Source organism: Nocardia sp. NPDC056064, assembly GCF_042266925.1.
Lineage (GTDB): Bacteria > Actinomycetota > Actinomycetes > Mycobacteriales > Mycobacteriaceae > Nocardia.
The window spans coordinates 1089890-1115204 of sequence record NZ_JBHJWO010000001.1 but is presented as its reverse complement, the minus strand read 5'-3'; the positions used below and the strand labels follow the sequence as shown (position 1 = coordinate 1115204).

Annotated in this window: 11 protein-coding genes; 6 read left to right on the top strand and 5 right to left on the bottom strand. The window is 72.5% G+C overall.

Features of this window, described 5'->3' with window-relative positions:
- Positions 1-73: 73 nt before the first annotated feature.
- On the top strand, positions 74-424 hold the full coding sequence (locus tag ACFC06_RS05115) for a hypothetical protein (protein WP_375928031.1): 351 nt from the start codon (positions 74-76) through the stop codon (positions 422-424).
- On the opposite strand, the gene ACFC06_RS05110 is transcribed toward ACFC06_RS05115, so the two are convergent.
- Positions 425-16831, bottom strand: coding sequence for an amino acid adenylation domain-containing protein (locus ACFC06_RS05110; RefSeq protein WP_375928029.1), 16407 nt, complete (start codon positions 16829-16831; stop codon positions 425-427). It lies immediately after the preceding gene.
- Positions 16832-17043: 212 nt separating this feature from the next.
- Here ACFC06_RS05110 and ACFC06_RS05105 point away from each other — a divergent pair, with 212 nt between their 5' ends.
- The 5 genes from ACFC06_RS05105 (at position 17044) to ACFC06_RS05085 (ending at position 21340) form a co-directional block, all read left to right on the top strand.
- Entirely contained in the window at positions 17044-18279 is a 1236-nt protein-coding gene (locus tag ACFC06_RS05105; RefSeq protein ID WP_375928027.1) for a PucR family transcriptional regulator, read from the top strand.
- A 103-nt stretch (positions 18280-18382) separates the two neighbouring features.
- Complete coding sequence (locus ACFC06_RS05100; RefSeq protein WP_375928025.1) at positions 18383-19462, top strand: dihydrodipicolinate reductase; 1080 nt, start codon at positions 18383-18385, stop codon at positions 19460-19462.
- Positions 19459-19938 carry a carboxymuconolactone decarboxylase family protein gene (locus ACFC06_RS05095; protein WP_375928023.1) on the top strand — a complete coding sequence of 160 codons (480 nt, stop codon included), beginning with the start codon at positions 19459-19461 and terminating at the stop codon, positions 19936-19938. The genes ACFC06_RS05100 and ACFC06_RS05095 overlap by 4 nt, the downstream gene beginning before the upstream one ends.
- Positions 19939-19957: 19 nt before the next feature.
- Positions 19958-20368 carry an NUDIX domain-containing protein gene (locus ACFC06_RS05090; RefSeq protein WP_375928021.1) on the top strand — a complete coding sequence of 137 codons (411 nt, stop codon included), beginning with the start codon at positions 19958-19960 and terminating at the stop codon, positions 20366-20368.
- Between the two features lie 120 nt (positions 20369-20488).
- Complete coding sequence (locus ACFC06_RS05085; protein ID WP_375928019.1) at positions 20489-21340, top strand: SDR family NAD(P)-dependent oxidoreductase; 852 nt, start codon at positions 20489-20491, stop codon at positions 21338-21340.
- 75 nt (positions 21341-21415) lie between these two features.
- Here ACFC06_RS05085 and ACFC06_RS05080 read toward each other — a convergent pair whose 3' ends face one another.
- Genes ACFC06_RS05080 through ACFC06_RS05065 form a run of 4 tightly spaced genes read right to left on the bottom strand, consistent with a single transcriptional unit; the run spans position 21416 to position 25130 of the window.
- Positions 21416-22021 carry an ATP/GTP-binding protein gene (locus tag ACFC06_RS05080; RefSeq protein WP_336085622.1) on the bottom strand — a complete coding sequence of 202 codons (606 nt, stop codon included), beginning with the start codon at positions 22019-22021 and terminating at the stop codon, positions 21416-21418.
- Positions 22002-22376, bottom strand: a complete 375-nt coding sequence (locus tag ACFC06_RS05075) for a DUF742 domain-containing protein (RefSeq protein WP_278265696.1) — start codon at positions 22374-22376, stop codon at positions 22002-22004. The genes ACFC06_RS05080 and ACFC06_RS05075 overlap by 20 nt, the downstream gene beginning before the upstream one ends.
- A gap of 11 nt (positions 22377-22387) precedes the next feature.
- A complete protein-coding gene (locus ACFC06_RS05070) occupies positions 22388-22795 on the bottom strand; it encodes a roadblock/LC7 domain-containing protein (protein ID WP_278265697.1) in 408 nt (135 codons plus the stop codon).
- 1 nt (position 22796) lies between these two features.
- The gene (locus ACFC06_RS05065) at positions 22797-25130 is read right to left on the bottom strand and encodes a nitrate- and nitrite sensing domain-containing protein (protein ID WP_375928016.1); all 2334 of its coding nucleotides are present in this window, start codon (positions 25128-25130) and stop codon (positions 22797-22799) included.
- Positions 25131-25315 lie beyond the last annotated feature (185 nt).

Below are 25315 nucleotides of genomic sequence, written 5' to 3'. Positions count from 1 at the left end.
TGAGCCCGGGTAACGATCTCCGGCCCGGTCCCGACACACCAGCGAACCGTTTTCCGCCCAGTGAGGAGCAGAAATGTCGCGTTCCCCCGTCCGCGCCGGCCTCGTCGCCGCCGCGATCTCCGCTGCCGCCGTCACCGGCCTGGCGCCCCTGGCCGCCGCCCAACCCAGCTACTACGACCCGGTCATCACGCCGTGCGGTCACCTGTTCCGCACCCCACTGGAGGCCCCGCGCCCCGGTACCGACGTCTACTGGAGCCCCTTCGGTACCGGCGGCATCGTCTGCTACGACGACGGGACCGGCATGGAGAACTACTACCAGCGCGACCCGTGGGGCCGCTGGCACGACATGAACGAGCTCACGCCGGGCCACTTCTTCTATGTCGTCTTCGATTCCAGCGTCCCCGACCAGGCCACCTGGGGCTGATCAGCCCTCCCGCAGGACCGCGGCGATCCGCGCCAGCGCGGCCGGGTCCGTCATCCGCCAGTGTGTGGTGGGGACGGCGTGGTTGTGCACGGTGCCGGTGACGGCGGTGCGCCAGGACCCGGCGGCGATGGTGCCGGTGGGATCGTCGCCGGTGGCGGTGAAGAAGGTGATGTCTCCCTCGAAGGGGCGGGGGCGGTAGGCGGCGTCGAGGGGGATCGCGTCGAGCGCGGCGGTGAGGACACGTTCGACGCGTTCCTGGCCGAGACCCGCGAGCGGGGTGGTGCTCTCGGACAGGGCCCGCGCCAGCTCGCTGACATCGCCCGCCGCGTCGAGATCACCGATGTCCCCGGCGAATCCGCCGAGCAGATCGGCGGTGCTCGCGGCGCCGGTGCGCGCGGGTGCGGCGCAGGTGAGCGTGCTGTCGAGCATGGCAAGCAGGGCGACCTGTTCGCCTTCGGCCTGCAACTGCACCGCCATGGCGTGCGCGAGCACCCCGCCCAGCGACCAGCCCAGCAGGTGATACGGCCCCTCGGCCTGTACCGCGCGCAGGTGCTTGACGTAGAGCCGCGCCCACTCCTCGATCGAATCCGGCAGCGGCTCGGCCGAACTCAGCGCCGGGGACTGCAATCCGTAGAGCGGGCGGTCGGGGTCGAGGTGGGCGGCCAGGCCGCCGAAGGACCAGGCGACACCGCTGATCGGATGCACGCAGAACAGCGGTTCCCGGCTGCCGGTCGTGCGCAGCGGGAGCAGCACGTCGAAGGCCGCGTCGGTGCCCGCGCTGTCGGCGCCCGCCGCGCGCAGGGCGGCGAGCAGACCCGCGGGCGTCGGCGCGCTGAAGATCCAGGTGACCGGGATGGTGGCGGCCATCTCCGTGCCGAGCTGGGCGGCGAGCCGGGTGGCGCTGAGCGAGGTGCCGCCGAGCTCGAAGAAGTGGTCGTCCAGGCCGACCCGGTCCACGCGCAGGACCTCGGCGAAGACCTCGCACACCGTCCGCTCGACGGCCGAGCCGGGCGCGCGATAGGCGCGGGCGGCGAGGTCGGGGGCGGGCAGGGCGGCGCGGTCGAGTTTGCCGTGCGGGGTCAGCGGGAGGCTGTCGAGCACCACGACGGTGGCGGGCACCATGTGCGCGGGCAGGGCACGGCCCGCGGCCGCGACGACCTCGTCCGCCGCGACCCGATATCCCTGTGCGGCAACGACATACGACACCAGCGCGGTCGCGCCCGACCGGTTCTCCCGTCCGACGGTCACCGCGGCGGCGATCTCGGGCCGTCCGGTCAGCACCGCGTCGATCTCGCCGGTCTCGATCCGGAAGCCCCGGATCTTGAGCTGGAAGTCGGTGCGGCCCCGGTATTCCAGCTCGCCCGTGGCGGTCCAGACCGCCAGGTCGCCGGTGCGGTACAGACGGCCGCCGGGGGTGAACGGGTCGGCGACGAACCGTTCGGCGGTGAGGTCGGGGCGGCCCAGATAGCCGGTGGCCAGCTGGCTTCCGGCCAGATACAGCTCGCCGGGGACACCGACGGGAACCGGGCGCAACCACCGGTCCAGGACGTAGACGCGGCTGTTCCAGACCGGCGTGCCGATGGGCACGCTCACGGTGTCGGCGGCGGTGACCCGGTGACTGGTGATCGAGACCGCGGCCTCGGTCGGCCCGTAGAGATTGAACAGCGCCACCTGCGGCGCGGCCGCCGCGACCCGACGGGCCAGGTCCGCGGGCAGGGCCTCACCGATGGCGAGAATCCGGCGCAGGGTGCCGGGTATCCGCACGGTGAGCAGGGCGTCGAGCATCGAGGGCACCGCGTGCAGGGTGGTGACGCCGGTGCGTTCGGTGAGGTCGGCCAGATAGGCGGGGTCGCGGTGCCCGCCGGGCGCGGCCAGCACCAGGCGCCCGCCGCAGACCGCCGCCGACCAGAACTCCCAGACCGACAGGTCGAAGGTCGCCGCCGTCTTCAGCAGGACCGCGTCACGGCGGGTGAGCCCGAATTCCGCGGTCTTCCAGCGCAATTGATCGACGATGGCGGCGTGCGACACCGCCACACCCTTCGGGCGCCCGGTCGATCCGGAGGTGAAGATGACATAGGCGGTGTTGCCCGGGCGCAGCGGGGCGTTGCGGTCGTGGTCGTCGAGCGGGGTGTCGCGGTAGGCCGAGAGATCGAGCCGGTCGACGACCACGATCCGCGCCGTGGGTGCCGTGAATCCGGTGGCGGCGTCGGTGAGGACGAGCGCGGGCTCGGCGGTGTCGAGGATGTAGCGGGTGCGCACGGCGGGCTGGTCGGGGTCGATCGGCACATAGGCCGCGCCGGCGGCCGCGACCGCGTACATGGCCACCACCAGCTCGGGTGAGCGCCGCATGGCCAGAGCCACCCGGGTCTCCGGGCCTACGTCCGCGGCCACCAGGTACCGGGCCAGCCGGTTGACTCGCGCGTCCAGCTCGGCGTAACTCCAGGTCGCCGAGTCGGTGACCAGCGCCTTCGCGCCGGGAGCCGCCGCGACCGTGGCGGCCAGCAGCGACGGCAGGGTGGCCGCCGTATCCCGCCGGCGCGCCGTGCGATTCCAGCTGTCCAGGATCGTCGACCGTTCGGCCGGGGCGAGCAGGTCGATGGTGTGCAGCGGTGCGCCGGGATCGGTGAGGACCGCGGTGACGAAGCGGGTGAGCCGGTCCAGGAACCCGCGCACGGTCGCCGGGTCGAACAGGTCGGTGGCGTAGGTGCAGTAGCCGGTGATCCCGGCCGGTGCGCCGTCGGCGGTGTAGCGGTCGGCGAGGATCAGATGCAGGTCGAACTGCGACAGCGCGCGGTCCGGTTCCACCGATTCCACGGTGACACCGGGCAGTTCCATGCGCACCTCGGCGAGGTTCTGGAACGACAGGCCCACCTGGAACAGCGGATGCCGTGCGGTGGAGCGGGCCGGGTCCAGAACCTCCACGAGCCGCTCGAACGGCACGTCGGCGTGGGCGAAGGCCCGCAGGTCCTCGTCGCGCTGGCGGACGAGCTGTTCGGCGAAACTCGCCGTGCCGTCGACCCGGGTGCGGAAGACCACGGTATTGACGAACATGCCGATGAGATCGTCGAGCACCGCGTCGCCGCGGCCCGCGACCGGGGTGCCCAGGGCGATGTCGATGGTGCCCGACAGCCCGGCGAGCACGACCGCGAGCGCGGTGTGCACGGTCATGAACAGGGTCGCGCCGTGCGCGCGCGACAGTTCGGCCAGGGCGGCGTGGGTGGCGGTGTCGAGGGTGAACGGTTCGCGGCCGCCCGCGTACGACTGCACCGCCGGGCGGGGCCGGTCGCGGGGGAGTTCGAGCTGATCGGGCAGCCCGGCCAGTGCCTCGCGCCAGTACGCGATCTGGGTGGCGCCGAGCGAGTCCGGATCGGAGTCGGCGCCCAGCAGCGCCTGCTGCCAGAGGGCGTAGTCGGCGTACTGCAGTGCCAACGGTGCCCAGGTAGGCGGATTGCCGCGGACCCGCGAGGTGTAGGCGGCCACCAGGTCGCGGGTGAGCGGTCCACCGGAGAACCCGTCGGCGGCGATGTGGTGCACCGTCAGGGCGAGCACGAACTCGGTGGGTGCCGCGGTGAAGAGGGTGGCCCGCAGCGGCACCTCGGCCGTGACATCGAAGGTGGTCGAGATCAGCTGGGCGACAGCACCGTTCACGTCGGCGGTGGTGTCGTCGACGGTGAGTCCGGGCACCTCGGGATGGCCGACGGGCAGCACGACCTGGGTCGGCGTGTGCTCGACGGCCGGATACACCGTGCGCAGGATCTCGTGCCGGGCCACCACATCGGCGAAGGCCAGCCGCATGGCCGCGGTGTCGAGCGCGCCGGACAGCCGTAGCACCACCGGGATGTTGTAGGCGGCGGTGCCGGTGTCGAAGCGGTTGAGGAACCACATGCGCTGCTGCGCGGGCGAGAGCGGCAGCCGGTCGGGCCGCGCCTCGGCCCGCAGTGCGGGGCGGCGGTCCTGCCTGGTCAACCGGGTGATCTCGCGGGCGCAGGCGGCCACGGTCGGCGCGCCGAAGAGCACCCGCACCGGGACCCGCAGGCCCACGGCGGCACCGAGCCGCGCGGTCACCCGGGTGGCCAGCAGGGAGTTGCCGCCGCGTTCGAAGAAGTCGTCGTCGGCACCGACCCGGTCGACGCCGAGCAGCTCGGCGAAGACGTCGGCCACGAGCCGTTCGGTGCCCGCCGCGGGCTCCCGGTAGGGCCGGGTGGTGAACACCGGCGCGGGCAGCGCGCTCCGGTCGACCTTGCCCGCCGCCGAGAGCGGCACCCGGTCCAGCACGACCACCGCCGCCGGGACCAGATGGGAGGGCAGCAATGCCGCCGACCACCGGATCACCGCGGCGGAGTCGAGCTCCCGGCCGGTCACATACGAGACGAGCACGGTCTGCCCGGCCGGGTTCGTGGCGCCGACGGTCAGCGCGAACCCGATGCGCGGATGCCGCAGCAGCACCGCGTCGACCTCGCCGGGCTCGATCCGGAAACCACGGATCTTGATCTGGAAATCGCCGCGCCCCAGGTATTCCAGGTCGTGGCCGCCGCTGCCGGGCACCCAGCGGACCAGGTCACCGGTGCGGTACATCCGCTCGCCGGGCGCCCAGGGATCGGCGACGAAACGCTCGGCCGTGGCACCGGGGCGCCCCCGATAGCCGCGGGCCAGGGCGGACCCGGCCAGATACAGCTCACCTGTCACACCCACCGGCACCGGACGCAGCCGCCCGTCCAGCACGATCGCGCGCACCCCGGGTACCGGCCTGCCGATGGTGACGCGCGCGCCGGCGTCCAGTGGTGCGTAGCTCGCGCCGATCGTCGCCTCGGTGGGCCCGTAGCCGTTGAGGAAGCGGCGGCCGGGCTGCCAGGCGGCCAGCAGCTCGCCGGTGGTCGCCTCGCCGCCCGCGGAGACACAGACGAGATCCGGGAGATTCGCGGGGTTCAGTGTGCTCAGCAGGGCGGGGGTGATGATCGTGTGGGTCACCAGTTCCGCGCGCAGCAGGTCGGCGAGTTCGTCGCCGCCGACGGTGTCGGCCGGGGCGACGACCAGGGTGGCGCCGCGATGGAAGGCGGTGGTGATCTCCTCGATCGACTGGTCGAAGCTCGGCGAGCAGACGTGCAGCATCCGGTGGTCGTGGCGCAGGTCCATCAGGGCGGCGGAGTGCGCGACCAGGGCGCCGAGCCCGGCGTGGGTGACGGTGACGCCCTTGGGTTTTCCGGTGGAGCCGGAGGTGTAGATGACATAGGCGGCATGGCCGAGGCGCAGCGGTGCCCGCCGGTCCCGGTCGCGCACGCGGGTCGCCGACTCGGCCGCGACGCGCGCCCGCACGGCCGGGTCGTCGAGCACGAGGGTGCGTGCCGTCGCCGGTAGGGCGCTCGCCCTGGCGCCCACGGTGAGGACCAGGGTGGCGCCGGAGTCGTCGAGCATGTGCCGGACCCGGTCGGCGGGATAGTTCGGATCGACCGGGACGTACACCCCGCCCGCCTTGGCCACCGCCCAGAACGCCAGCAGCGAATCGTAGGAGCGCGGGATCGCCACGGCGACCACGGTTTCCGGTCCGACACCCTCGGCGACGAGGACCCGGGCGAGCCGGGCGGAGTCCGCGTCGAGGGTGCCGTAGGTGTGGGTGCGGCCGTTGTCGCGCACCGCGATCCGGTGCTGGCCGTAGCCGGTGCCGCGCACGAGGAGTTCGGGCAGGGTACCGGTGGGGCGGGGAGCCGCGACATCGCCGAGGGCGAGCAGGGTCGTGTGTTCGGCACGCGTGGTCAGCGGCAGATCGCCGACGGGCGTGTGCGGGTCGCGCGCGAGCGCGGTGAGCACGGTGAGCAGGCGCCTGCCGAACGCGGCGGCGGCGGTGTCGTCGAAAAGCTCTGCGGAGCAGGACAGTTCGAGAGACGGGCTCGCCTCGGGTGCCACCAGGGCGAGCTCGCCCGCCACGGCGGGCTCCTCGATGTCCAGGCTCACCTGGTTCGTGACGGCGCCGGGACCGGCCGGCGCGGTCAGGTCGCCGAGCGGCAGGCCCGCGTGCGCGAGCGCGGCGGACTCGGCGCGGTGAGCCCGGGCCAGCAGGTCGGTGAAGGGCTCGGCGAGGTCGATCGCCGTGCGGACGACCACCGGGTGCGGGGTGGAGGTGGTGACGAGGATGTCGTCGGAGCCGGTCAGGCGGGCCAGCACGACCGCCAGCGCCGAGCGGGTCAGCGCCGAGCGGGTGACGCCGGTGGACTCGGTGAGCAGGCTCAGATCCCGGCGCACGGCAGGCGGGAGGGTGACCCGGGTCCGGACGCGATCCGTGCCAACGGGCGGTGCAGCCGCGGCGACCGCCGGAGCCAGCGCGAGACGGGCGGGCGGGTCGGCCAGGGTCTGCTGCCAGAACCGGGCGCGGGTCAGCGGATCGGCCGGGTCCGACGCGAGCCGTTCGACGATCCGGGACGCGACGTGGTCCGGGGTGGTGACCAGTGCGTCCAGCGCGGTGCGCAGACGGTCGGTCACCGCCTGGGCGGCGGCCTCGGTGACGAGATCGCGGCGGTACTTGAGCTGCACCCGGGTCCGCGCGCCGAGGAACACCAGCACGGTGATCGGGTAGTGGGTGTGGTCGGCGCCGCGCAGGTCGTCGATGCGCAGCTCACCGAGTGCGCCCCCGGCCCGCTGGAGTCCCTCGACATCCACGGGGAAGGACTCGAAGGCGAGCATGGTGTCGAAGAGCTCACCGAGCCCGGCCACCCGCTGGATCGCGCCGAGCCCGAGATGGTGGTGATCCAGCAGCGCGGCCTGTTCGGCCTGGACCGCGCGCAGCAGTTCGCCCGCGGTGCCCTCGACGCGGACCCGCACCGGGACCGCGTCCACGAACAGGCCGATCATCTCGCCGACCCCGTCGAGGTGGGGCGGGCGGCCCGACACGGTCGCGCCGAAGACGATGTCGGTGTCGCCGCCGGTCGCGGCCACGACCAGCCCCCACGCGGTCTGGAACACGGTGTTCGCGGTGACCTCGGTGGTGGTGGCGAGGGCGGTGAGCGCGGCGGTGTGTTCGGTGTCGAGAGCGAACTCGCACAGGCCGAAACCGCTGTCGGTGGCCCGCGGCCGGGGGAGCGCGGGCGCGAGTACGGTCGGGCGCACCCCGGCGAGGACCTCGGCCCAGGCCCGCTCGGCCAGCGCCCGGTCCTGGCGGGTGAGCCAGGCCAGGTAGTCGCGATAGGGCCGCACGGCGGGCAGCGCCGCCGGGTCGCCGTCGGTCGCGTAGAGGACCAGCAGTTCCTTCATCAGCAGGGGCATCGACCAGCCGTCGAGCAGGATGTGATGCCCGGTCAGCACCAGGTGGTGCCTGCCGGAACCGGTGCTGTACACCGTGAACCGCAGCAGCGGCGCGCATTCCGGATCGAACCCGGCCCGTTGGTCGTCGGCGAGCAGCGCGGGCAGCTCGGCCGCGGCGATGCCGTCGACGACGCGCAGCGGCGCGGGCACCTGCCCTGCCACCAGTTGCACCGGTGTCGCGTCGGCCGCGGTGACGAAGGCCGACCGCAGATTCGCGTGCCGCGCCAGGACGGTGTCGGCGGCGCGGCGCAACCGGGCGAGGTCGAGCGGGCCGGTGAGATCGGCGACCAGCTGGATGACATAGGCGTGCACCGACTCGTCGAGCAGTTCCCCCAGCGCCAGCAGCGACTGCTGCAACGGCGAGAGCGGTAGGACCTCCACCAGATCCGGTGTGCGGGTGCGCCAGCCGTCGAGGTCGGTCTGCGCGACCCGCACCAGCGGGGCGTCCGACGGGGTGAGACCACCGGCCGCCGGATGCCGGGTGTGCTCGGCGAGGGCGGCGAGCGTGCGGGTCCACGTGTCGGCCAGCTCGCGCACCGATGCGGCGTCGAGAATGCCGGTGGCATAACGGAATTCGGCTTGCAGGCGCGGTCCGGCGTCGGTGCCGACGGTGATCGCGGTGATGTCGACGACGGCGTGCGCGGGCAGGGTGGGGTCGTAGGTGACCGTGAGATCGCCGAGATCGGCGGTCGGCAGCCAGGATTCGTCGCCGGTGGGGTGGGCGGCGGTGCTCGCGCGGCCGAGGTAGTTGAAGCCGATCTGGCCGAGGTCACCGGCGCGCAGGTCGGTGGCCGCCGGGTCGAGACGGCGCAGCAGGCCGAAGCCGATGCCGTTGCCGGGCACCGCGCGCAGTTGCTCCTTGACGGCGCGCAGCGTGGTCGCGAGGGCGTCGCCGGTGTTCGTGGTGAGCGCGGTCAGGTCGAGCAGTTGCGGGTGGACGCTGGTGAACCAGCCGACGGTGCGGGTCAGATCGGCGCCGGGCAGCAGGTCTTCCTCGCGGCCGTGGCCCTCGACCCGCAGGCGCACGGTGTCGGCGTCGACACCGCGGCGCGACCGCCACTCGCGCACGGACAGGGCCAGGGCGGCGAGCAGGGCGTGGTCGGCACCGGCGCGGTACTGCGCCGGCAACGTGGTGAGTACCGCTTCGGTCACCTCGACCGGGACCCGCACCGTGACCGAACCCAGGCTCGATTCGGTGTCCAGTGCCGGGTCGAGGGCGCGGTCGCCCAGCAGCGGGTCGGGTGCGGCGAGCACCTCGCGCCAGTAGCCGAGTTCGGCGCGCCGGTCGACGCCAGCCAGCCCGTGCGCCCACCGGCGGAACGAGGTGCCCACCGGCGCGAGCGCGATCGGCTGTCCGGCGCTGTGCTGGGCCCAGGCCAGGACGAGGTCGGGCAGCAGGATGCGCCAGGACACTCCGTCGATGGCGTAGTGGTGCGCGGCGACGGCGAGCACGTCGCGGGCCGCGTCGCGGCGGACCCACGTGCAGGCGAACATCCGGCCCGCCGCCGGGTCGAGCGCGGCCAGTGCCGCATCGAGCGCGGCGGTGCCGAGGCGGGCCAGCTCCGCGCCGGTGGCGGCGCCCGCGTCGAGTTCGGTGACCAGGCTGTCCGCGGTGACGGTGTCCGGGCCGAGTGTCTCGAAACGCCAGTCCCGGCCGTCGTGACGCAGGCGGGAACGCAACATGTCGTGGTGGCGCAGGACGGCGTCGAGCGTGGCGAGCAGGCCGGGCCGGTCGATCCCGAGGGGCAGGGCGAGGGTCATCGTCTGGGCGAACCGGTCGCTGGTTCCGCTGTCGAGGAACTCGGCCAGGATCGGTGTCAGCGTGAGGTCGCCGACGCCGCCGCCGGGCAGTTCGGCGAGCGCGGTGACCGCCGGGCCGTCGACGGTGGCGATCGCGGCCAGTGCCGCGACGGTGCGGTGCTCGAACACCGCGCGCGTGCTGAAGACCAGGCCCGCCGCGCGGGCGAGCGAGACCAGCTGGATCGACAGGATGCTGTCGCCGCCGAGCGCGAAGAACGAATCGTCCACCCCGACCGTGTCCACGCCGAGGACCTGGGCGAACAGGGCCGCCAGTAGCGTCTCCCGCTCGCCGCGCGGCGCACGGCTGGGCGCGGTCGCGACGGCGGGCTCCGGGAGCGCGGCCCGGTCGAGTTTGCCGTTGGTGGTCAGTGGCAGCGCGTCGAGCGCGACGATCGCCGAGGGCACCAGGTGCGCGGGCAGGTGCCGGGCCGCGTAGTCGGCGAGCTCGGCCGGGTCGGGTGAACGATCCGGGGCCGCGACGACATAGGTCACCAGGGTGGTGGCACCGGTCGCGGTCGAACGGCCGACGGTCACCGCCGTGGCGACTTCGGGATGCGCGGTGAGCACGGCGTCGACCTCGCCCGGTTCGATGCGGAACCCGCGGACCTTGAGCTGGGTGTCGGCGCGGCCGAGATAGTCGAGTTCGCCGTCGCGGCGCGACCGCACCAGATCGCCGGTGCGGTACAGCCGGGTGCCGGGCGGGCCGAAGGGATCGGCGACGAAACGCGCCGCGGTCGTGCCCGGCTGCCCGTGGTAGCCGCGGGCCAGTCCGGGACCGGCCAGGTACAGCTCGCCGGTGACCCCGGGCGGCACCGGGTGCAGCCGTGCGTCGAGGATCAGTGCGTGGGTGTCGCGCACCGGTGTGCCGATCGTGATGGGCTGTCCGGCGGTGAGTTCGGCGTAGGCGGAGATGATGGTCGTCTCGGTCGGCCCGTAGCCGTTGAGATAGCGGCGGCCCGGCTGCCAGGCCGCGAGCAGTTCGGGAGTGGTCACGTCACCGCCGACCGAGACCACGGCCAGGGCAGCCGGGCCCGCCGGGTCGAGGGTGCCGAGAACGGCGGGGGTGATGATCGCGTGGGTGACGGCCTCGGCGGCCATGATCTCGGTGAGTTCGACGCCACCGGCGATCTCGGCGGGCACGATCACCAGCGTCGCACCGGTGCCGAAGGCGCACAGCCATTCCAGGACCGACGGGTCGAAGCTGGGCGAGCAGATGTGCAGGAAACGGTGCTCGGCGGTGAGATCGTAGCGCCGGATCGCCTCGGCGAGCAGGCTGCTCAGCCCCGTGTGGGTGACGGTGACGCCCTTGGGCAGACCGGTGGACCCGGAGGTGTAGATGACGTAGGCCGGGTGCTGTGCGCGCAGCGGTGCGCGCCGGTCGGCATCGGTGACCGGGGTGGCCGGGTGGGCGGCACAGGCCCGCGTGACGGCGGGATCGTCGAGGGCCAGCCAGGTGATCTCGCCCGCCGGACGGTACGTGGTGGTGGTGATGCCGAGGGCCGCACCGGAATCGGTGATCAGGTGCTGGAGCCGCTGGGCCGGATAGTTCGGGTCGACCGGTACGTAGACCCCACCGGCCTTGGCGATCGCCAGCGCGGCGGTCACCAGGTCGGCGGAGCGGGGCAGGGCGACCGCGACCGGAACTTCGGGACCGACCCCGTGCGCGATGAGTTCGCGGGCCAATCGTGTACTGCGCGTGTCGAGTTCGCCGTAGGTGATCGAGGTGCCCTGGTGACGGATGGCGATCCGGTCCGCGCCGAGGGACACACCCTGGGTCAGCAGGTCGGGGAGTAGTGCCGGGGTGGTGCCGGAGTCCGGGGTGCGGGCGGTGAGTGCCGCCGCTTCGGGCGCGTCGAGGATCTGGAGGTCGCCGACCGCTGCTCGCGGGTGGTCGGTCATCGCCGCGAGAAGGCGTAGGAGGCGTTGGGCGAATGTCGTCGCCGTGGAACTGTCGAACAGGGCAGCGGCGTAGGAGAGGTCGGCGGTCATGTCGCCGGTCGAGGTCGTCCGTACGGTCAGGGCCAGTGCGCAGTGTGCCGCGTCGACCAGCGGTGCCGGGGGCTCGGCCTGGAGGGAAGGTGCCGGGCGCTCGGCTAGGAGGGAAGGTTCCGGGCGCTCGGCCTGGAGGGAACTGGTCGGTGCCGCGGTGGGCCTGCCCGCGGTGGTCGTGTCCGCGGTGGTCGTATCCGCCGGAACGAGGCGGCTGCTGGCGTGTGGGGCTGCGCTTGCGGCGCAGGGAGGATCGGTCAGCAGCAGTGCGTGGATGACCGGCGTCGGCGAATCCGGGCCACGCAGGGCCGCCGATTCCATGGCGGAGAGATGCTGGTGGGTGCGGGCCTGGTGGGTGACATCGGCGGCATCGCCGAGCAGGTCCTCGACGCGGCGCGCACCGGGGACACCGAGTCGCAGGACCATGGGCTGCCCGGTCTCGGGGGACGGTGTGGCGATCGCGATGTCCCCGGAACCCGAGAGGCGCGCCAGCAGCGCGGCGAAGGCGACGTGGGCGACCGTGGGCACGGTGGTGCCGGTGTCCTCGGCGAGCCGCCGGATGTGGTGCTGGAGATCGACGGGGATGTCGACGGCGACGTGCTCGTCCGTGGTCACCGGGGTACGTGGACGCGGGCGATCGGTGGGCAGATCGAGGTCGGTGGGCAGCTCGGTGAGGACCTTGCGCCAGTGGGTGATTCGGGCCAGAGGATCGTCACCGCGCGACAGGGTGTCGAGCAGCGCGGCGGTGGTGTGCTCGGGGGTCCGGGTGAGGGCGTCGAGGACGGTGCGCAGTCGCTGCGTCAGCGCGTCGGCGATCGCGGAATCGACGGTGTCGCGGCGGTATTGGAGACCGATACGGATACCGTCGCCCACTTCGACGCCGACGGCTACCGGATAGTGGGTGGCATTGGCCGCGGTGACACCGGCGATCTCGAGACCGTCGAGCGCGCCGTGCGCGGCCCGCAGGCCCTCGGTGTCGACGGGGTAGGACTCGTAGGCCAGCAGCGTGTCGAACAGTTCGCCCGCACCGGCGGCGCGCTGGATGTCGTTGAGCCCCAGGTGATGTCCGTCGAGGACGGCGACCTGCGCGGCCTGCACCCGGGTCAGCAGCGCCCGCAGCGACAGGGCCGGGTGCGCGGTGACCCGCACCGGAACGGTGTCGGCGAACAGGCCGACCATGGCGTCGACACCGTCGAGCTGGGGCGGACGGCCCGAGACGACCGCGCCGAACACCACGTCCGCGCGGCCTACCGCACTCGCCAGCACCAGACCCCACGCCGTCTGGAACAGCGTGTTGACCGTGACCTCGTGGGCGGCAGCGCACGCGGCGAGCACCTCGGCCTCGGCGGCCGACAGTTCGACCGTGCTGGTGCCGTACCCGGCCGACCGATCCGCGGGCGCGGCGAGGACGGGGGCCAGCAGCGTCGGGATGTGCCCGGCCAGCGCATCCGCCCAGGCCCGCAGGGCGGCCTCGCGGTCCTGGCGCGCGAGCCAGACGAGGTAGTCGCGGTACGGCCGGACCGGCTGGAGCAGGGCCGGGGTGCCGTCGGCGGCGTAGCAGACGAGCAGTTCGCGCATGAGCAACGGCATCGACCAGCCGTCGAGGAGCAGGTGGTGCGCGGTCAGCAGCAGATGCGTGGCACCGGCGGGCGTGCGGTAGACGGTGAAGCGCAGCAGGGGCGCGGTCGACAGATCGAAGCCGATCCGCGCCTCGGCGGCCAGCAGGTCGACGGGCTCGGCCGCGGTGGTCTCGGTGACCCGCCACGGCACGCTCACCCCGTCGATCACGAAACCGACCGGGGTGCCCGCCGCGCTGGTGCCGAAGGCGGTGCGCAGGATCGCATGCCGGTCGAGGACCGTCTGCGCGGCGCGGCGGAGCCGTTCGGTGTCCACCGCACCGGCCAGTTCCACGGCCAGCTGGACGAGATACGGGTCCGCCGTGGACATCTGGGCCAGGAACAGCAGACCGAGCTGCAACGGGGCAGGCGGCACGACGTCGACCAGGCCGGGCCGGTCGGCGTGCCAGGCGTCGAGTTCGGCCTGGCCGACAGACACGAGCGGCACGTCGGCGGGGGTCAGCCCGCCCGCCGCGGGATGGTGGAGGTGATCGGCGAGAACCGTCAGCGCGGCCGTCCAGCACTCCGCCAGCTCCCGCACCGCCGCCTCGTCGAGGATTCCGCTCGCGTAGGAGAACGAGGCGCGCAGCCGCAGGTCGGTCGCGGTGCCGGTGGCCAGGGCGTTGATGTCGATCACGGCGGCGGCGGGCAGCGCGGGGTCCTGGTCGGCGGGCGGTTCGCCCCAGCCGGTCGTCGGCAGCCAGCTGTGATCGGTGTGCGCGTCCGGTACGTCACCGGCGGAGATCCGGCCGAGATAGTTGAAGCCGATCTGGCCCAGCGCGCCGTCGAGCTCCCCGGCGCGGCCGGTGTCGAGGTGCCGGAGCATGCCGAAGCCGATGCCCTTGTGCGGCACCGCCAGCAGTTGTTCCTTGACCGCCTTGACCACCGCCGCCGTGGCCGCCGCGCCGTGCCAGGCGGCGTCGGTGTCGATCCCGGCCAGGTCGAGCGCGACCGGGTACATGCTGGTGAACCAGCCGATCGTGCGCGTGAGATCGGCACCGGGAACCGCGGATTCCTCGCGCCCGTGGCCTTCCAGCCGCACCCGGGTGGCGGCGGCGTCGATGCCGCGGCGGGCCCGCCAGGTGCGGGTGGCCAGGGCCAGCGCGGCGAGCAGACCGTCCTCGGCACCGGCCCGGTAGCGGGCGGGCAGGTCGGTCAGCAGGGCGTGGGTGATGTCGGCGGGTACCTCGACGTGGAAGGTCCGCACCGACGCGGCCGTGTCGACGGCGGGGTCGAGCGGCCGGGCACCCAGCAGCGGGTCCGGGACCGCCAGAGTGCGGCGCCAGTGGTCGAGTTCGGGCCGGCGCCCCGCCGCCGCGTCGGCCAGCCCGTGGGCCCACCGGCGGAACGAGGTACCCACCGGCGGCAGCACGATCGGCCCGCCCGCGCGGTACTGCGCCCACGCCGCCACCAGATCCGGCAGCAGGATGCGCCAGGACACGCCGTCGATCACCGCGTGATGCGCCGCCACGACCAGCGCGCCCGGCCCGTCGGGCCGCGAGAGCCACCCGAAGGCGATCATCCGCGACGAGCGCGGATCCAGCTGCGCGAGCGCCGAATCCATGGCCTCACCGGCGAACATCGCCAGCCCGGCCGCGTCCGTTCCCGCGGGGACCTCGTGGTGGACGAGCAGCTCGCCGACCGCCACGGTGCCCGGCGCGGGGACGTGCAGCCGCCACCGCCCGTCGACCCGGCGCAGGCGCGCGCGCAGCAGATCGTGGTGATCGATCAGCGCGGTGAGGACGGCTTCCAGTCCGGCGCAATCGATGCCGGCGGGCAGGGCGAGCACCATCTGCTGGCTGAACCGGCCCGGGAGCCGATCGTGGGCGAGGGCACCGGCCAGTACCGGGGTCAGCGGGATCTCGCCGACGCCACCGCCGGGCAGCTCCGTGAGCGTCGGTGCCGATTCGGTGCCGAGCTCGGCCACCCGCGCCAGCCCGGCGACGGTGCGATGCTCGAAGACCTGCTGCGGGGTGAAGGCGATCCCGGCGGCTCGCGCGCGGGTCACCAGCTGGATGGACAGGATGCTGTCGCCGCCCGCGGTGAAGAACGAGTCCTCGGCGCCGATCTCGCGCACACCCAGGATCTGCGTGAACAGCTCGGCGATGCGCGTCTCCACCGGCCCGTGCGGGGCGCGCGATCCGGCGGTGCCGAACACCGGTGCGGGCAGCGCGGCGCGGTCGAGTTTGCCGTTGGGCGTCAACGGGAGCTCGTCGAGCACCACGACCAGCGTGGGCACCATGTGCCCGGGCAGCGCCGCGCCGGCGAAACGGATCACCGCCGCGGTATCGACCGGGACACCGTCGCGGGCCAGCACATACGACACCAGCACCGTCGCGCCGGAATCGGCGGTCACCCCCAGGGTGACGGCGTAGTCGAGATCCGGGTGGGCGGTCAGGGCGGCGTCGATCTCGCCGAGCTCGACCCGGAACCCGCGGATCTTCACCTGGAAATCCGAGCGGCCCAGGTACTCCAGCTCGCCGTCGCCGGTGCGGCGCACCAGATCACCGGTCCGGTACATGCGCGCCCCGGGGGCCAACGGCGCGGCGACGAACCGCTCGGCCGTCAGCCCCGGCCTGCCCAGGTAGCTCTGCGCCAGCGCGGGACCCGACAGATACAACTCGCCGACGACCCCCGGCGGCACCGGCCGCAACCGCGCGTCCAGCACCATCGCGCCGATGCCGGGGAAGGCGGCGCCGATGGTGACCGGTTCGCCCGGCCGCAGCGGCGCGCTGCCGGTGGCCAGCACGGTCGCCTCGGTCGGGCCGTACCCGTTGCAGAAGGCGCGCTCGCCGACCGCCCACCGCTCGACCAGCGTCGGCCCGAACGCGTCACCGGCGACGACGACGGTCCGCAGCGTGTCCAGCCCCCGCGGGTCCACCGACTCGAGCGCCGCGGGCGTGATGAGCATGTGGGTGACCCGCTCGCGCTGTATCAGCGCCGCGAGCTCGGGCCCGCCGAACACCGACGGCGGGGAGACCACCAGCGTCGCACCGGCCTGGAAGGCCACCAGCAGTTCGAGCACCGAGACGTCGAAGTTCGGCGAGCACACGTGCAGCACCCGATCGCCCGGGCCCACGTCGTAGCGTTCCCGCGCGGCGGTGACCAGCGCGCCCAGACCGGTGTGGGTGACCACCACGCCCTTGGGCCTGCCGGTCGACCCGGAGGTGTAGATGACATAGGCCGGATGCTGATCGGTGAGCACCCGCACCCGATCCAGATACGACACCGGGTGCGCGGGCCGGGCCGCGACGAGGTCGCGATCGGGCGCGGTATCGATCGTCAGCCACGTCACCGCATCGCCGAGCATCGTCCGGTGCGCCGCGCGGGTGAGCCCGACTCGCGCCCCGGAGTCGGCCAGCAGGTAGGCGATCCGCTCCGCGGGCAGGCCCGGATCGACGGGCACATAGGCCGCACCGGTCTTGGCGACGGCCCAGATCGCGGCCACCGATTCGATCGAGCGCGTGAACCCCAGCGCCACGACGTCACCGGGACCGAGCCCGCGCGCGATCAGCTCCCTGGCCAGCCGCGAGGAGTACTCGTCGAGCTCGGTGTAGGTGAGGGTGCGCCGTTCGCCGTGGGCGGGGGAGTAGCACAGGGCCACCGAGTCCCCGGCGGTGTCGACCGCCGCGGTCAGCAGCTGCGCGAAGAGCGGTGCGCTCGTCTTGCGGTTTCCACGACCTCGCGGCGCACGGCGAACTTCACTCATCCGGGGTACTACATCCTTCTGCACAGCGGGCCCGCGGCAGCGCCGCCATCGGCGAACCCGGGCCGGATTCGGCGACCATGACACCACAGGTCAGGGTGTCACGACCACACGACCGGTCTGTTATGCGGCACCGAGTGCCAACCAGGCCGGAAATTTGTGCGGATGGCACGATAACGGGGACGGTTTTTGTTCAACGGACGGGAGCGGGCGCGATGGCGTCGTACGGATCGCTGGTGTGGGTCGGCCAGGCGCTCGGCCCGCTGACCGCCGGCCTCACCGAGGACCTGATCCGGGCCACCGAGGAGTTGATCTCGGTCCGTGACCTGGCCTTCGACCTGGCCGAGATGCGTGCGGCCAGCATCGCGGAGAACGTGAGCCTGGTCCAGTACGTCCTGGCCAACAACATCGACCCCGCCACCGTCGCCCCGCCTGCCGCCGCGGCCGCCTACGCCCAGCGACTGGCCCGCCGCGGAGTGCCACTGACCGCCCTGCTGCGCGCCTACGGGATCGGTCAGTACCGGCTGCTCGACGCCGCCATCGGGGTGATCCTCGCCGTGCCCGGCCGCGAACAGGCCACCCGGGTCGCCGAGCTGCTCGCCTTCGCGGGCACCTATCTGGACCGGCTCAACTCCTCGATGGGCCGGATCTACGAGACCGAACGCGATCGCTGGCTCAGCAGCCGCCAGGCCGCCCGTCAGCAGTGGATCGCCCGGCTGCTCGACGGCGACGGCGAGATCGACGCCACCACGGCCGAGACCGCGCTGGGCTACCGCCTGGACCAGCGGCACCTGGCCGCCGAGCTCTGGGCGGCTCCCGCCACGCCGGGGCCCGACGCCGTGCGGGCGCTCGAGCAGGCGCGCGAGATGCTCTCGACCCGGCTGGGTGCGGGCGGCACCGAACTCGCCTCGGCGACCGGCGCGCGCGATCTGCGTCTGTGGCTGCCGGTCGGCGGACCGGTCGACATCTCCGCGATCGCCGCGACGATCGCCGAGGCCGAGTTGCCGGTGCGGGTGGCCCTCGGACCACCCGGCGACGGCGTTCCCGGCTTCCGCTACTCGGCGCGCGGAGCGGCCAGGGCCAAGGCGCTGGCCGTGTCCGCCGGGCCGGGTGCCCCGCCGGTCGTGGACTTCGACGCCGTCGCGCCCTTCGCCCTGCTCGTCGACGACACCGGCGAGCTCACCGGCGTCGTCGAGCGCATCCTGGGCCCGCTGGCCCGCGACACCACGAAGATGGCCCTGCTGCGCCACACGCTCGATGTGTTCCTCGCCGAGTCCAGGAGTTACTCGCGCACCGCGCGGGTGCTCGACGTCCACCGCAATACCGTCCAGTACCGCATCCAGCAGGTCACCGGGCGGTACGGCATCGCCGTCGACACCGACACCTTCGACATCCGCTTCGCCCTCGGCGTGTGCCGCTGGCATCCGCAGGTGCTGACCCGGACATTCTGACTCCGGCCGGTTTGTGCGTGACGCACAGTCACGTCTTCCTGTTCCGGAGGCCCGAATTCCGGATATTCCGGACACCGAACCAAGCGCTTGCTACGCTCGCGCGATGATCCCCACGATCGTCTGGGGCACCGGCAATGTGGGCCGTGCGGCCATCAGAGCCGTGGCTGCCCATCCTGTGCTGGAGCTGACGGGTGTGCTGGTCCACAACCCGGACAAGATCGGCCGCGACGCGGGCACGCTGGCCGGCCTCGACACCGAGCTGGGGGTGCGGGCCACCGGGGACATCGACGCGCTGCTGGCCACCGCGCCCCGCGCGGTCGTCTACGCCGCCTCCGGGGACATCCGCCCCGACGACGCGCTCGCCGACATCGTCCGGGCCATCCGCGCCGGCGCCGTCGTCGTCACCCCGGCGCTCTACGCCCTCTACGACCCGCGCAACGCCCCCGCCGAGATCCGCGATCCGGTGCTGGCCGCGATCGCCGAGGGCGGCGGCTCGCTGTTCGTCTCCGGCGTCGATCCCGGGTGGGGCAACGACATCCTGCCGCTGTTGATCAGCGGCGTCGGCGGCAGCATCGACGTGGTGCGCTGTCAGGAGATCTTCGACTACTGCACCTACGACCAGCCCGACTCGGTGCGGTATCTGGTCGGCATGGGCCAGCCGATGGACTACCAGCCGCCGATGCTGCTGCCCTCGGTGCCGACCATGGTGTGGGGTGGCCAGATCCGGCTCATGGCCCGGGCCCTCGGCGTCGAACTCGACGAGATCCGCGAGACCCTGGACCGGCGTGCACTCGATGCGACGGTGCAGACGGTGCAGATGGGGGAGTTCGCGGCGGGCACACAGGGGGCGGTGCGGTTCGAGGTGCAGGGCATCGTCGACGGTGAGCCGCGCATCGTGATCGAGCACGTCACGCGCATCCACGCCGATTGCGCGCCGGACTGGCCGACACCACCCGACGGCGACGGCGCGCACCGCGTGATCATCGAGGGACGGCCGCGCATCGAGGTCAGCATCGAGGCCTCCGACGAGGGCGGCAATCGCGCGGCGGGCGGAAACGCCACGGCGGTGGGCCGATTGGTCAACGCGATCGACTGGCTGGTGGCGGCCGAACCCGGCCTCTACGACGCACTCGATGTGCCGCTGCGCGCCGCGGTCGGCAAACTCGGAAGGAAGACACCATGATCATCGACGTCCCCCAGGGCAAGGACCCGATCGGTTACGTCTGGGGCGAGATGGTGCCAGGCATCGGGGTCGCCGCCGCCGCGTTCTCGCTGTCGGTCTACGAACACTCCACCCTCGGCCTGCGCGAATTCGAGGCCGCCCGCCTGCGGATCGCGCAGATCAACGGCTGCCTGTTCTGTCAGGACTGGCGCACCGAACGCGACGGCGCGAAGGTCGAAGCGGAGTTCGCCGACGCGGTCACCCACTGGCGTGACACCGACCGCTTCGACGAGCGCACCCGCCTCGCGGCCGAATACGCCGAACGCTACGCCACCGACCACCACGCCCTCGACGACGAATTCTGGACCAGAATGCTCGCCCACTACACCCAACCCGAAGTAGTGGAACTCAGCATGAGCATCGGCTCCTGGCTCGCCTTCGGCCGCCTCAACCGAGTCCTCGGCCTCGACACCGCCTGCGTCCTCCCCGGCCACTGAACCCCACTAGGCTGCGGGTGTGGCTTCTTCCTCGGTGGTGTTGATCGATACGGTGGCCTGGGTCCTGATCGAGGACGGGCGGATTCTGTGTGGGCGGCCGCGGGGGAAGGATGTGTTCTTCATTCCGGGTGGGAAGCGGGAAGGGGCCGAGACCGACCTGGAGACGCTGGTGCGGGAGGTGGCCGAGGAACTGGCCGTCGAGCTGGCGCCTGACAGCGCTGTGCACGTGGGGACCTACGAGGCGGCGGTACCCGGGCACGACGGCACCGTGGTCCGGATGGCCTGTTACACCGCGGACTATCGCGGCGTGCTCACCGCGAGCAGCGAGATCGAGGCCCTGGCCTGGTTCGGCGCGGCCGATCGCGATCTGGTGCCGCCGGTCGATCAGCTGCTCTTCGACGACCTCGCCGCGGCGGGGCTGCTGCGGTGATCTCCCCGGCCTGACCGGCCGGAAATAAAACGAGACGTTGCGTCTTGACAGTCGCGGCGACGCGGTGCACACTATGAGTCATGAACGAGACGGACCGTCTCGTCTAGACAAGGAGTCGCCATGCGCACCGCTGCCCCCCGTACCTGGTTCATCACCGGCGCCAGCCGCGGCCTCGGTCGCGCCTTCGCCGAGGCCGCTCTGGCCGCGGGCGACCGGGTCGCCGCGGCCGCGCGCACCGGCTCGGCCCTCGACGAACTCGCCGCCGCGCACCCCGGCCGGGTGCTGCCGCTGGTCCTCGACGTCACCGACCGCGCCGCCGTCGTCACCGCCGTCGACGCCGCGGTCGCCCACTTCGGTACCCTCGACATCGTCGTGAACAACGCGGGCACCCTGTCGATGGGCATGATCGAGGAGTTCACCGAAGCCGAGGCCCGCGAACAGATGGAGGTGAACTTCTTCGGCGCGCTCTGGGTGAGCCAGGCCGTGCTACCGCACCTGCGCAGGCAGGGGTCCGGGCACATCGTGCAGGTCTCGAGCATCGGCGGCCTGGCCGGGTTCCCGCTCTCGGGCATGTACGCGGCCAGCAAGTTCGCGCTCGAGGGCATGAGCGAGGCGCTGGCCAGGGAGGCCGCCGATTTCGGTGTGCGCGTGAGCATCCTGCAGCCCGGCGGCTACTGGACCGAGCTGTACTCGGCCATGCGCAACACCACCCCGATCGCGGCCTACGCCCCGCTGCGCGCCCAGCTCGAAGCCCAGTGGGCGGAGGGTTCCGTCGACAGCGCGCCGAGCCTGGCCGCCGAGGCCCTGCTCACACTGGTCGGCAGCGACAACCCGCCGCTGCGCCTGCTGCTCGGCGACATGGTCTACGACCTGGCCTTCGACCTCGCCCGCGCCAAGATGGACGACTGGTCGGCCTGGGAGAAGACCAGCCGCGCCGCCGAACACGCCGTGGCCGCGCCCGATCCGGCCTGACCCCGGACACACGTCGACCCTCCTGTCCCGCATCGTCGCGGAGCAGGAGGGTTTTCGGGTATGGCCCGCCGGGTACTAGGTGGTGACCGGAGTCCGGGTGGCGCGGTCGATGAGGTACTCCACGAGGTGGGTGAGTACCGCCTTGGCGGACGGCCGGTCGCGCGCGTCGCACAGGATCACCGGGGTGTTGGGATCCAGGTCGAGCGCGTCGCGCACTTCGTCGACGGTGTAGCGCGGGGCGCCGTCGAAGCAGTTCACCGCGATCAGGAACGGCAGCCCCCGCCGTTCGAAGAAGTCCACGGCCGCGAAGGAATTGCTCAGCCGCCGGGTGTCGGCCAGCACGATCGCGCCGAGCGCGCCGCGGCACAGCTCGTCCCACAGGAACCAGAACCGGTCCTGGCCGGGGGTACCGAACAGGTACAGCACCAGATCCCGGTCGATGGTGATACGGCCGAAGTCCAGCGCGACGGTGGTCGTGTGCTTCTGCTCCACCCCCGACAGGTCGTCGACACCGGAGCTGACCTCGGTGATCAGCTCCTCGGTGCGCAACGGGGCGATCTCGCTGATCGAGGAGACCATGGTGGTCTTGCCGACGCCGAAGCCGCCGGCGATGAGGATCTTGACCGAGGCGGCCAGGTGCTGGCCCCCCGCGGACGTCGGGTCAAAGTTTTCGGATGCCATCCAGAACCGCTCGCAATACGTTGAGGTCACCGGCACCGGCCTCGGCCTGTACCGGAGCCCGGAAGATGAGGTGCCCCTCGCCGATGAGATCACCGACGAGGATCTTGGTCACCGCCAGAGGAAGTTTCAGCACGGCCGAGACCTCGGCCACCGACTGCGGACGCTTGCACAGCTGTGCGATCGTCGCGTACTCGGGTTCCGGGCGTCGCAGAGTGGGGGCGGGATGCACCGCCACCACCACCGTGAGCATGTCCAGATCGTGCGCCGCACCCATGGTCCGGCCGCGGGTCACCGCGTACGGCCGGACGAGAGGTCCGGCCGCGTCGTCGAACCACGGATCGCCGAGTCGAGTCATGGTGCCGCGTCCTAGAGTTCGGCCAGACCGTGCCGCGGTTCGGTCGACAGGTAGTTGCCGACCCGCTGCACGGTGAGGTTCATTTCGTAGGCGACCATGCCGAGATTCGCCGACTCGGTGGCCTGCAGGGCCAGGCAGGCGTTGTCACCGGCGGAGGTGACGAACAGGACGGCGCGATCGAGTTCGATCACCGCTTGCCGCACACCGCCGCCGTCGAACCGGCTGCCCGCGCTGCGCGCCAACCCGTACAGGGTCGACGACATGGCGGCGAAATGTTCGGCGTCCTCGCGCTTCATCTGCGAGGAGCGACCGAGCAGCAGCCCGTCGGTGGACAGCACGACCGCGTAGCGGACCCCCGCCAGCCGGTCGACGAGATCGTCGAGCAACCAGTTGAGATCACCTGGGTGGGAAGAGTTCACCTCAGCCTTCCTGTTCGTCCTGATTCGATTCCGTCAGGGGTTTACGGCCCTGACGGGTGCCGTTCTCGATCGCCGACATGATGTCGCGCGCCTGTTCGGCCGATCGCGGCCGCTCCGGCGCCCGGGGCGCCTCGGCGGCGGGCTCGGTGAGTTCGGGGGCGATATTGGCCTGCCGGTTGCGGCGCGGCAGCGCGGGCCGCTCGTCGCCGGGATGCTGCTGCGCGGCAGGCGCTTCCGGGGCGGGTGCCATCGGTCGCGGCGGGGTGGGCGGCTCGGCGACCAGCGTCGCCACCGGCGCGGGCGCCGGTTCGATGGCGGCCACCACCGGTGCCGGTTCCGGGGCGGGCGGCAGGCCACGGCGCAGCGGGCCGGTCATCGCGGGCGGCAGGGTCGAGGGGTCGGCCTCCCCGGCCAGCAGCTGCTGCGGGATGAGCACGATGGCGCGGATGCCGCCGTAGTCGGATTCGCTCAGGCGCACCGAGACCCCGTGCGCGGTGGACAGGCGCGCGACCACGAACAGGCCCAGGCGCGAGTCCGAGGACAGCGTGCCGACACCGAAGTCCGGCGGATCGGCCAGCATGTCGTTGTAGCGGGCCAGGTCCTCGGCGCTCATGCCCATGCCCTGGTCGGTGATCTCGATGACCACGCCCTTGCCGACGATGTTGCCGCCCGCCTCCACCCGCGACTGCGGCGGCGAGAACGCGGTCGCGTTGTCGACCAGCTCGGCGAGCAGGTGCACGAGGTCGGCCACCACGGTGCCCACCACGTTCACCTCGGGCAGCTTGGTGACGCGCACCCGCGCGTAGTCGAGGGTCTCGCCGATGGCCGAGCGCACCACGTCCATCACCGGAATCGGGTTGCGCCACTGACGCCCCGGACGGCCACCGCCCAGGATGATCAAGTTCTCGGCGTTGCGGCGTTCGCGGGTGGCCAGGTGGTCGAGGCGGAACAGCGTCTCGAGCAGCGCCGGGTCCTCCTGGCGCCGTTCGGCTTCGTCGAGGATCTCGAGCTGGCGGTGCACCACGATCTGGCTGCGGTGGGCGATGTTGAGGAACACCGCGCGCACACCCTCGCGGGTGCGGGCCTCGTCGACGGCGGCGCGCAACGCGGCCGAGGCGGCGTGCTCGAAAGCCTTGGCCACCTGGCCGATCTCGTCGTGGCCGAAGTCCAGCGTCGGGGTGGTCTCGGCGGCGTCGATGTCGCCGCCCTCGCGCAGGGTGCGCATGGTGGCGGGCAGCTGTTCGTCGGCCAGTGCCAGGGTCTCGGTGCGCAGCCTGCGCAGACGGCGGATGATCCGGTTGGCCAGGATCACCGCGATGAGCAGCACCAGCACGGTCAGCGCGAGCACACCACCACCGGCGAGCGCGGCGTTGACCTCGGCGCGGCGCGCGGTGTCCTGGGCCAGGCGCTGCACCTCGCGGTTGTGGCCGGTGTAGGCGTCGAGCAGGCCGCGGTTCACTTCGGCCGCGGCGGTCTGCCATTCGGCGGTGGTGAACGGCAGCGGGGCGAGCGTGGGCTGCCTGGCACCGGCGGCGGAGGCGGCCGACAGGGCCGCGTACCGCTGGGCGATCGCGTTCTCCATCTCGCCGAGCTGCTGCCAGGCCGCCGAGGAGGTCAGCGCGGCCAGCGCGGTGCGCTGCGCCTCGGTGAGCTCGGCGGTGATGTTGGCGACTTCGTTGTGGTAGAAGCCGCTCTGGCGGGTGAACTCCTCGAGCGGGATACCCGACGCGCCCTCGGTGGCCACCAGCGACAGGCCCAGCGCGTTGCTGCGCGACATCGACTCCGCGGTGTTGAGCACGCGCAGGCCCTCGGCCACACCGGAAGCCACCACGGCGTCGGGGGCCGCGCGCTCGGCGACCTTGGTGCCCTGGGTGAACACGTCGAGCAGCCGGTTGTAGAAGGTGTAGGCGTCGGCCGGGGGGAGCATCCGGGCGTCGGCGCCACCGCGGACACCGCTCAGATGCGTGCCGAGGGTCGCGAAACCGCCCTTGTCGTCACCGATCTCGGAATCGTCGACCTCGCGGATGCCCTCGGAGATGTCGATGAGCGCCTTGAAGGCGGCGTCGAGGCGCGCGCGGGCGGGCGGGAGCGCGGTTGCCGCGGTCTCGTCCCCGGCGAGATGGGCCAGGGTGAGCTGGCGTTCGGACTGCACCGATTCGATCAGCTCGCGGGTGAAGGGTCCCGCGGCTTCCATCTCCGAGGCCCAGGTCTTGGCCTTGTTGCTCTCTTCGACGAGATAGCCCGCCGTACCGACGCCGACCACCACCAGGGTCAGACTGGGTACAAGAGCGATCGCCAGAATCCGGGTGCGAACACCGAGTCTCGCTAAGAACATCGCCATAACGTAACGGAATCGTTGCAGATCTGTCGTGCGTGTCTCGCTGAGCGGGATGTGATTTGGATTGCGGCGGAACGATTTTGCTATGTGCGGGTACGGCGAGCGCGCCCCGCCGGCTGAGCCTCGATGGCCCAGTCGGCGGGGGCTCGCCGTGGCCTGGCGGTACCGGGAAGATCCCGCCA

Coding starts and splice junctions, on each gene's coding strand:
- ACFC06_RS05115 (WP_375928031.1), top strand. CDS start 74: ATGTCGCGTTCCCCCGTCCGCGCCGGCCTCGTCGCCGCCGCGATCTCC.
- ACFC06_RS05110 (WP_375928029.1), bottom strand. CDS start 16,831: ATGAGTGAAGTTCGCCGTGCGCCGCGAGGTCGTGGAAACCGCAAGACG.
- ACFC06_RS05105 (WP_375928027.1), top strand. CDS start 17,044: ATGGCGTCGTACGGATCGCTGGTGTGGGTCGGCCAGGCGCTCGGCCCG.
- ACFC06_RS05100 (WP_375928025.1), top strand. CDS start 18,383: ATGATCCCCACGATCGTCTGGGGCACCGGCAATGTGGGCCGTGCGGCC.
- ACFC06_RS05095 (WP_375928023.1), top strand. CDS start 19,459: ATGATCATCGACGTCCCCCAGGGCAAGGACCCGATCGGTTACGTCTGG.
- ACFC06_RS05085 (WP_375928019.1), top strand. CDS start 20,489: ATGCGCACCGCTGCCCCCCGTACCTGGTTCATCACCGGCGCCAGCCGC.
- ACFC06_RS05080 (WP_336085622.1), bottom strand. CDS start 22,021: ATGGCATCCGAAAACTTTGACCCGACGTCCGCGGGGGGCCAGCACCTG.
- ACFC06_RS05075 (WP_278265696.1), bottom strand. CDS start 22,376: ATGACTCGACTCGGCGATCCGTGGTTCGACGACGCGGCCGGACCTCTC.
- ACFC06_RS05065 (WP_375928016.1), bottom strand. CDS start 25,130: ATGTTCTTAGCGAGACTCGGTGTTCGCACCCGGATTCTGGCGATCGCT.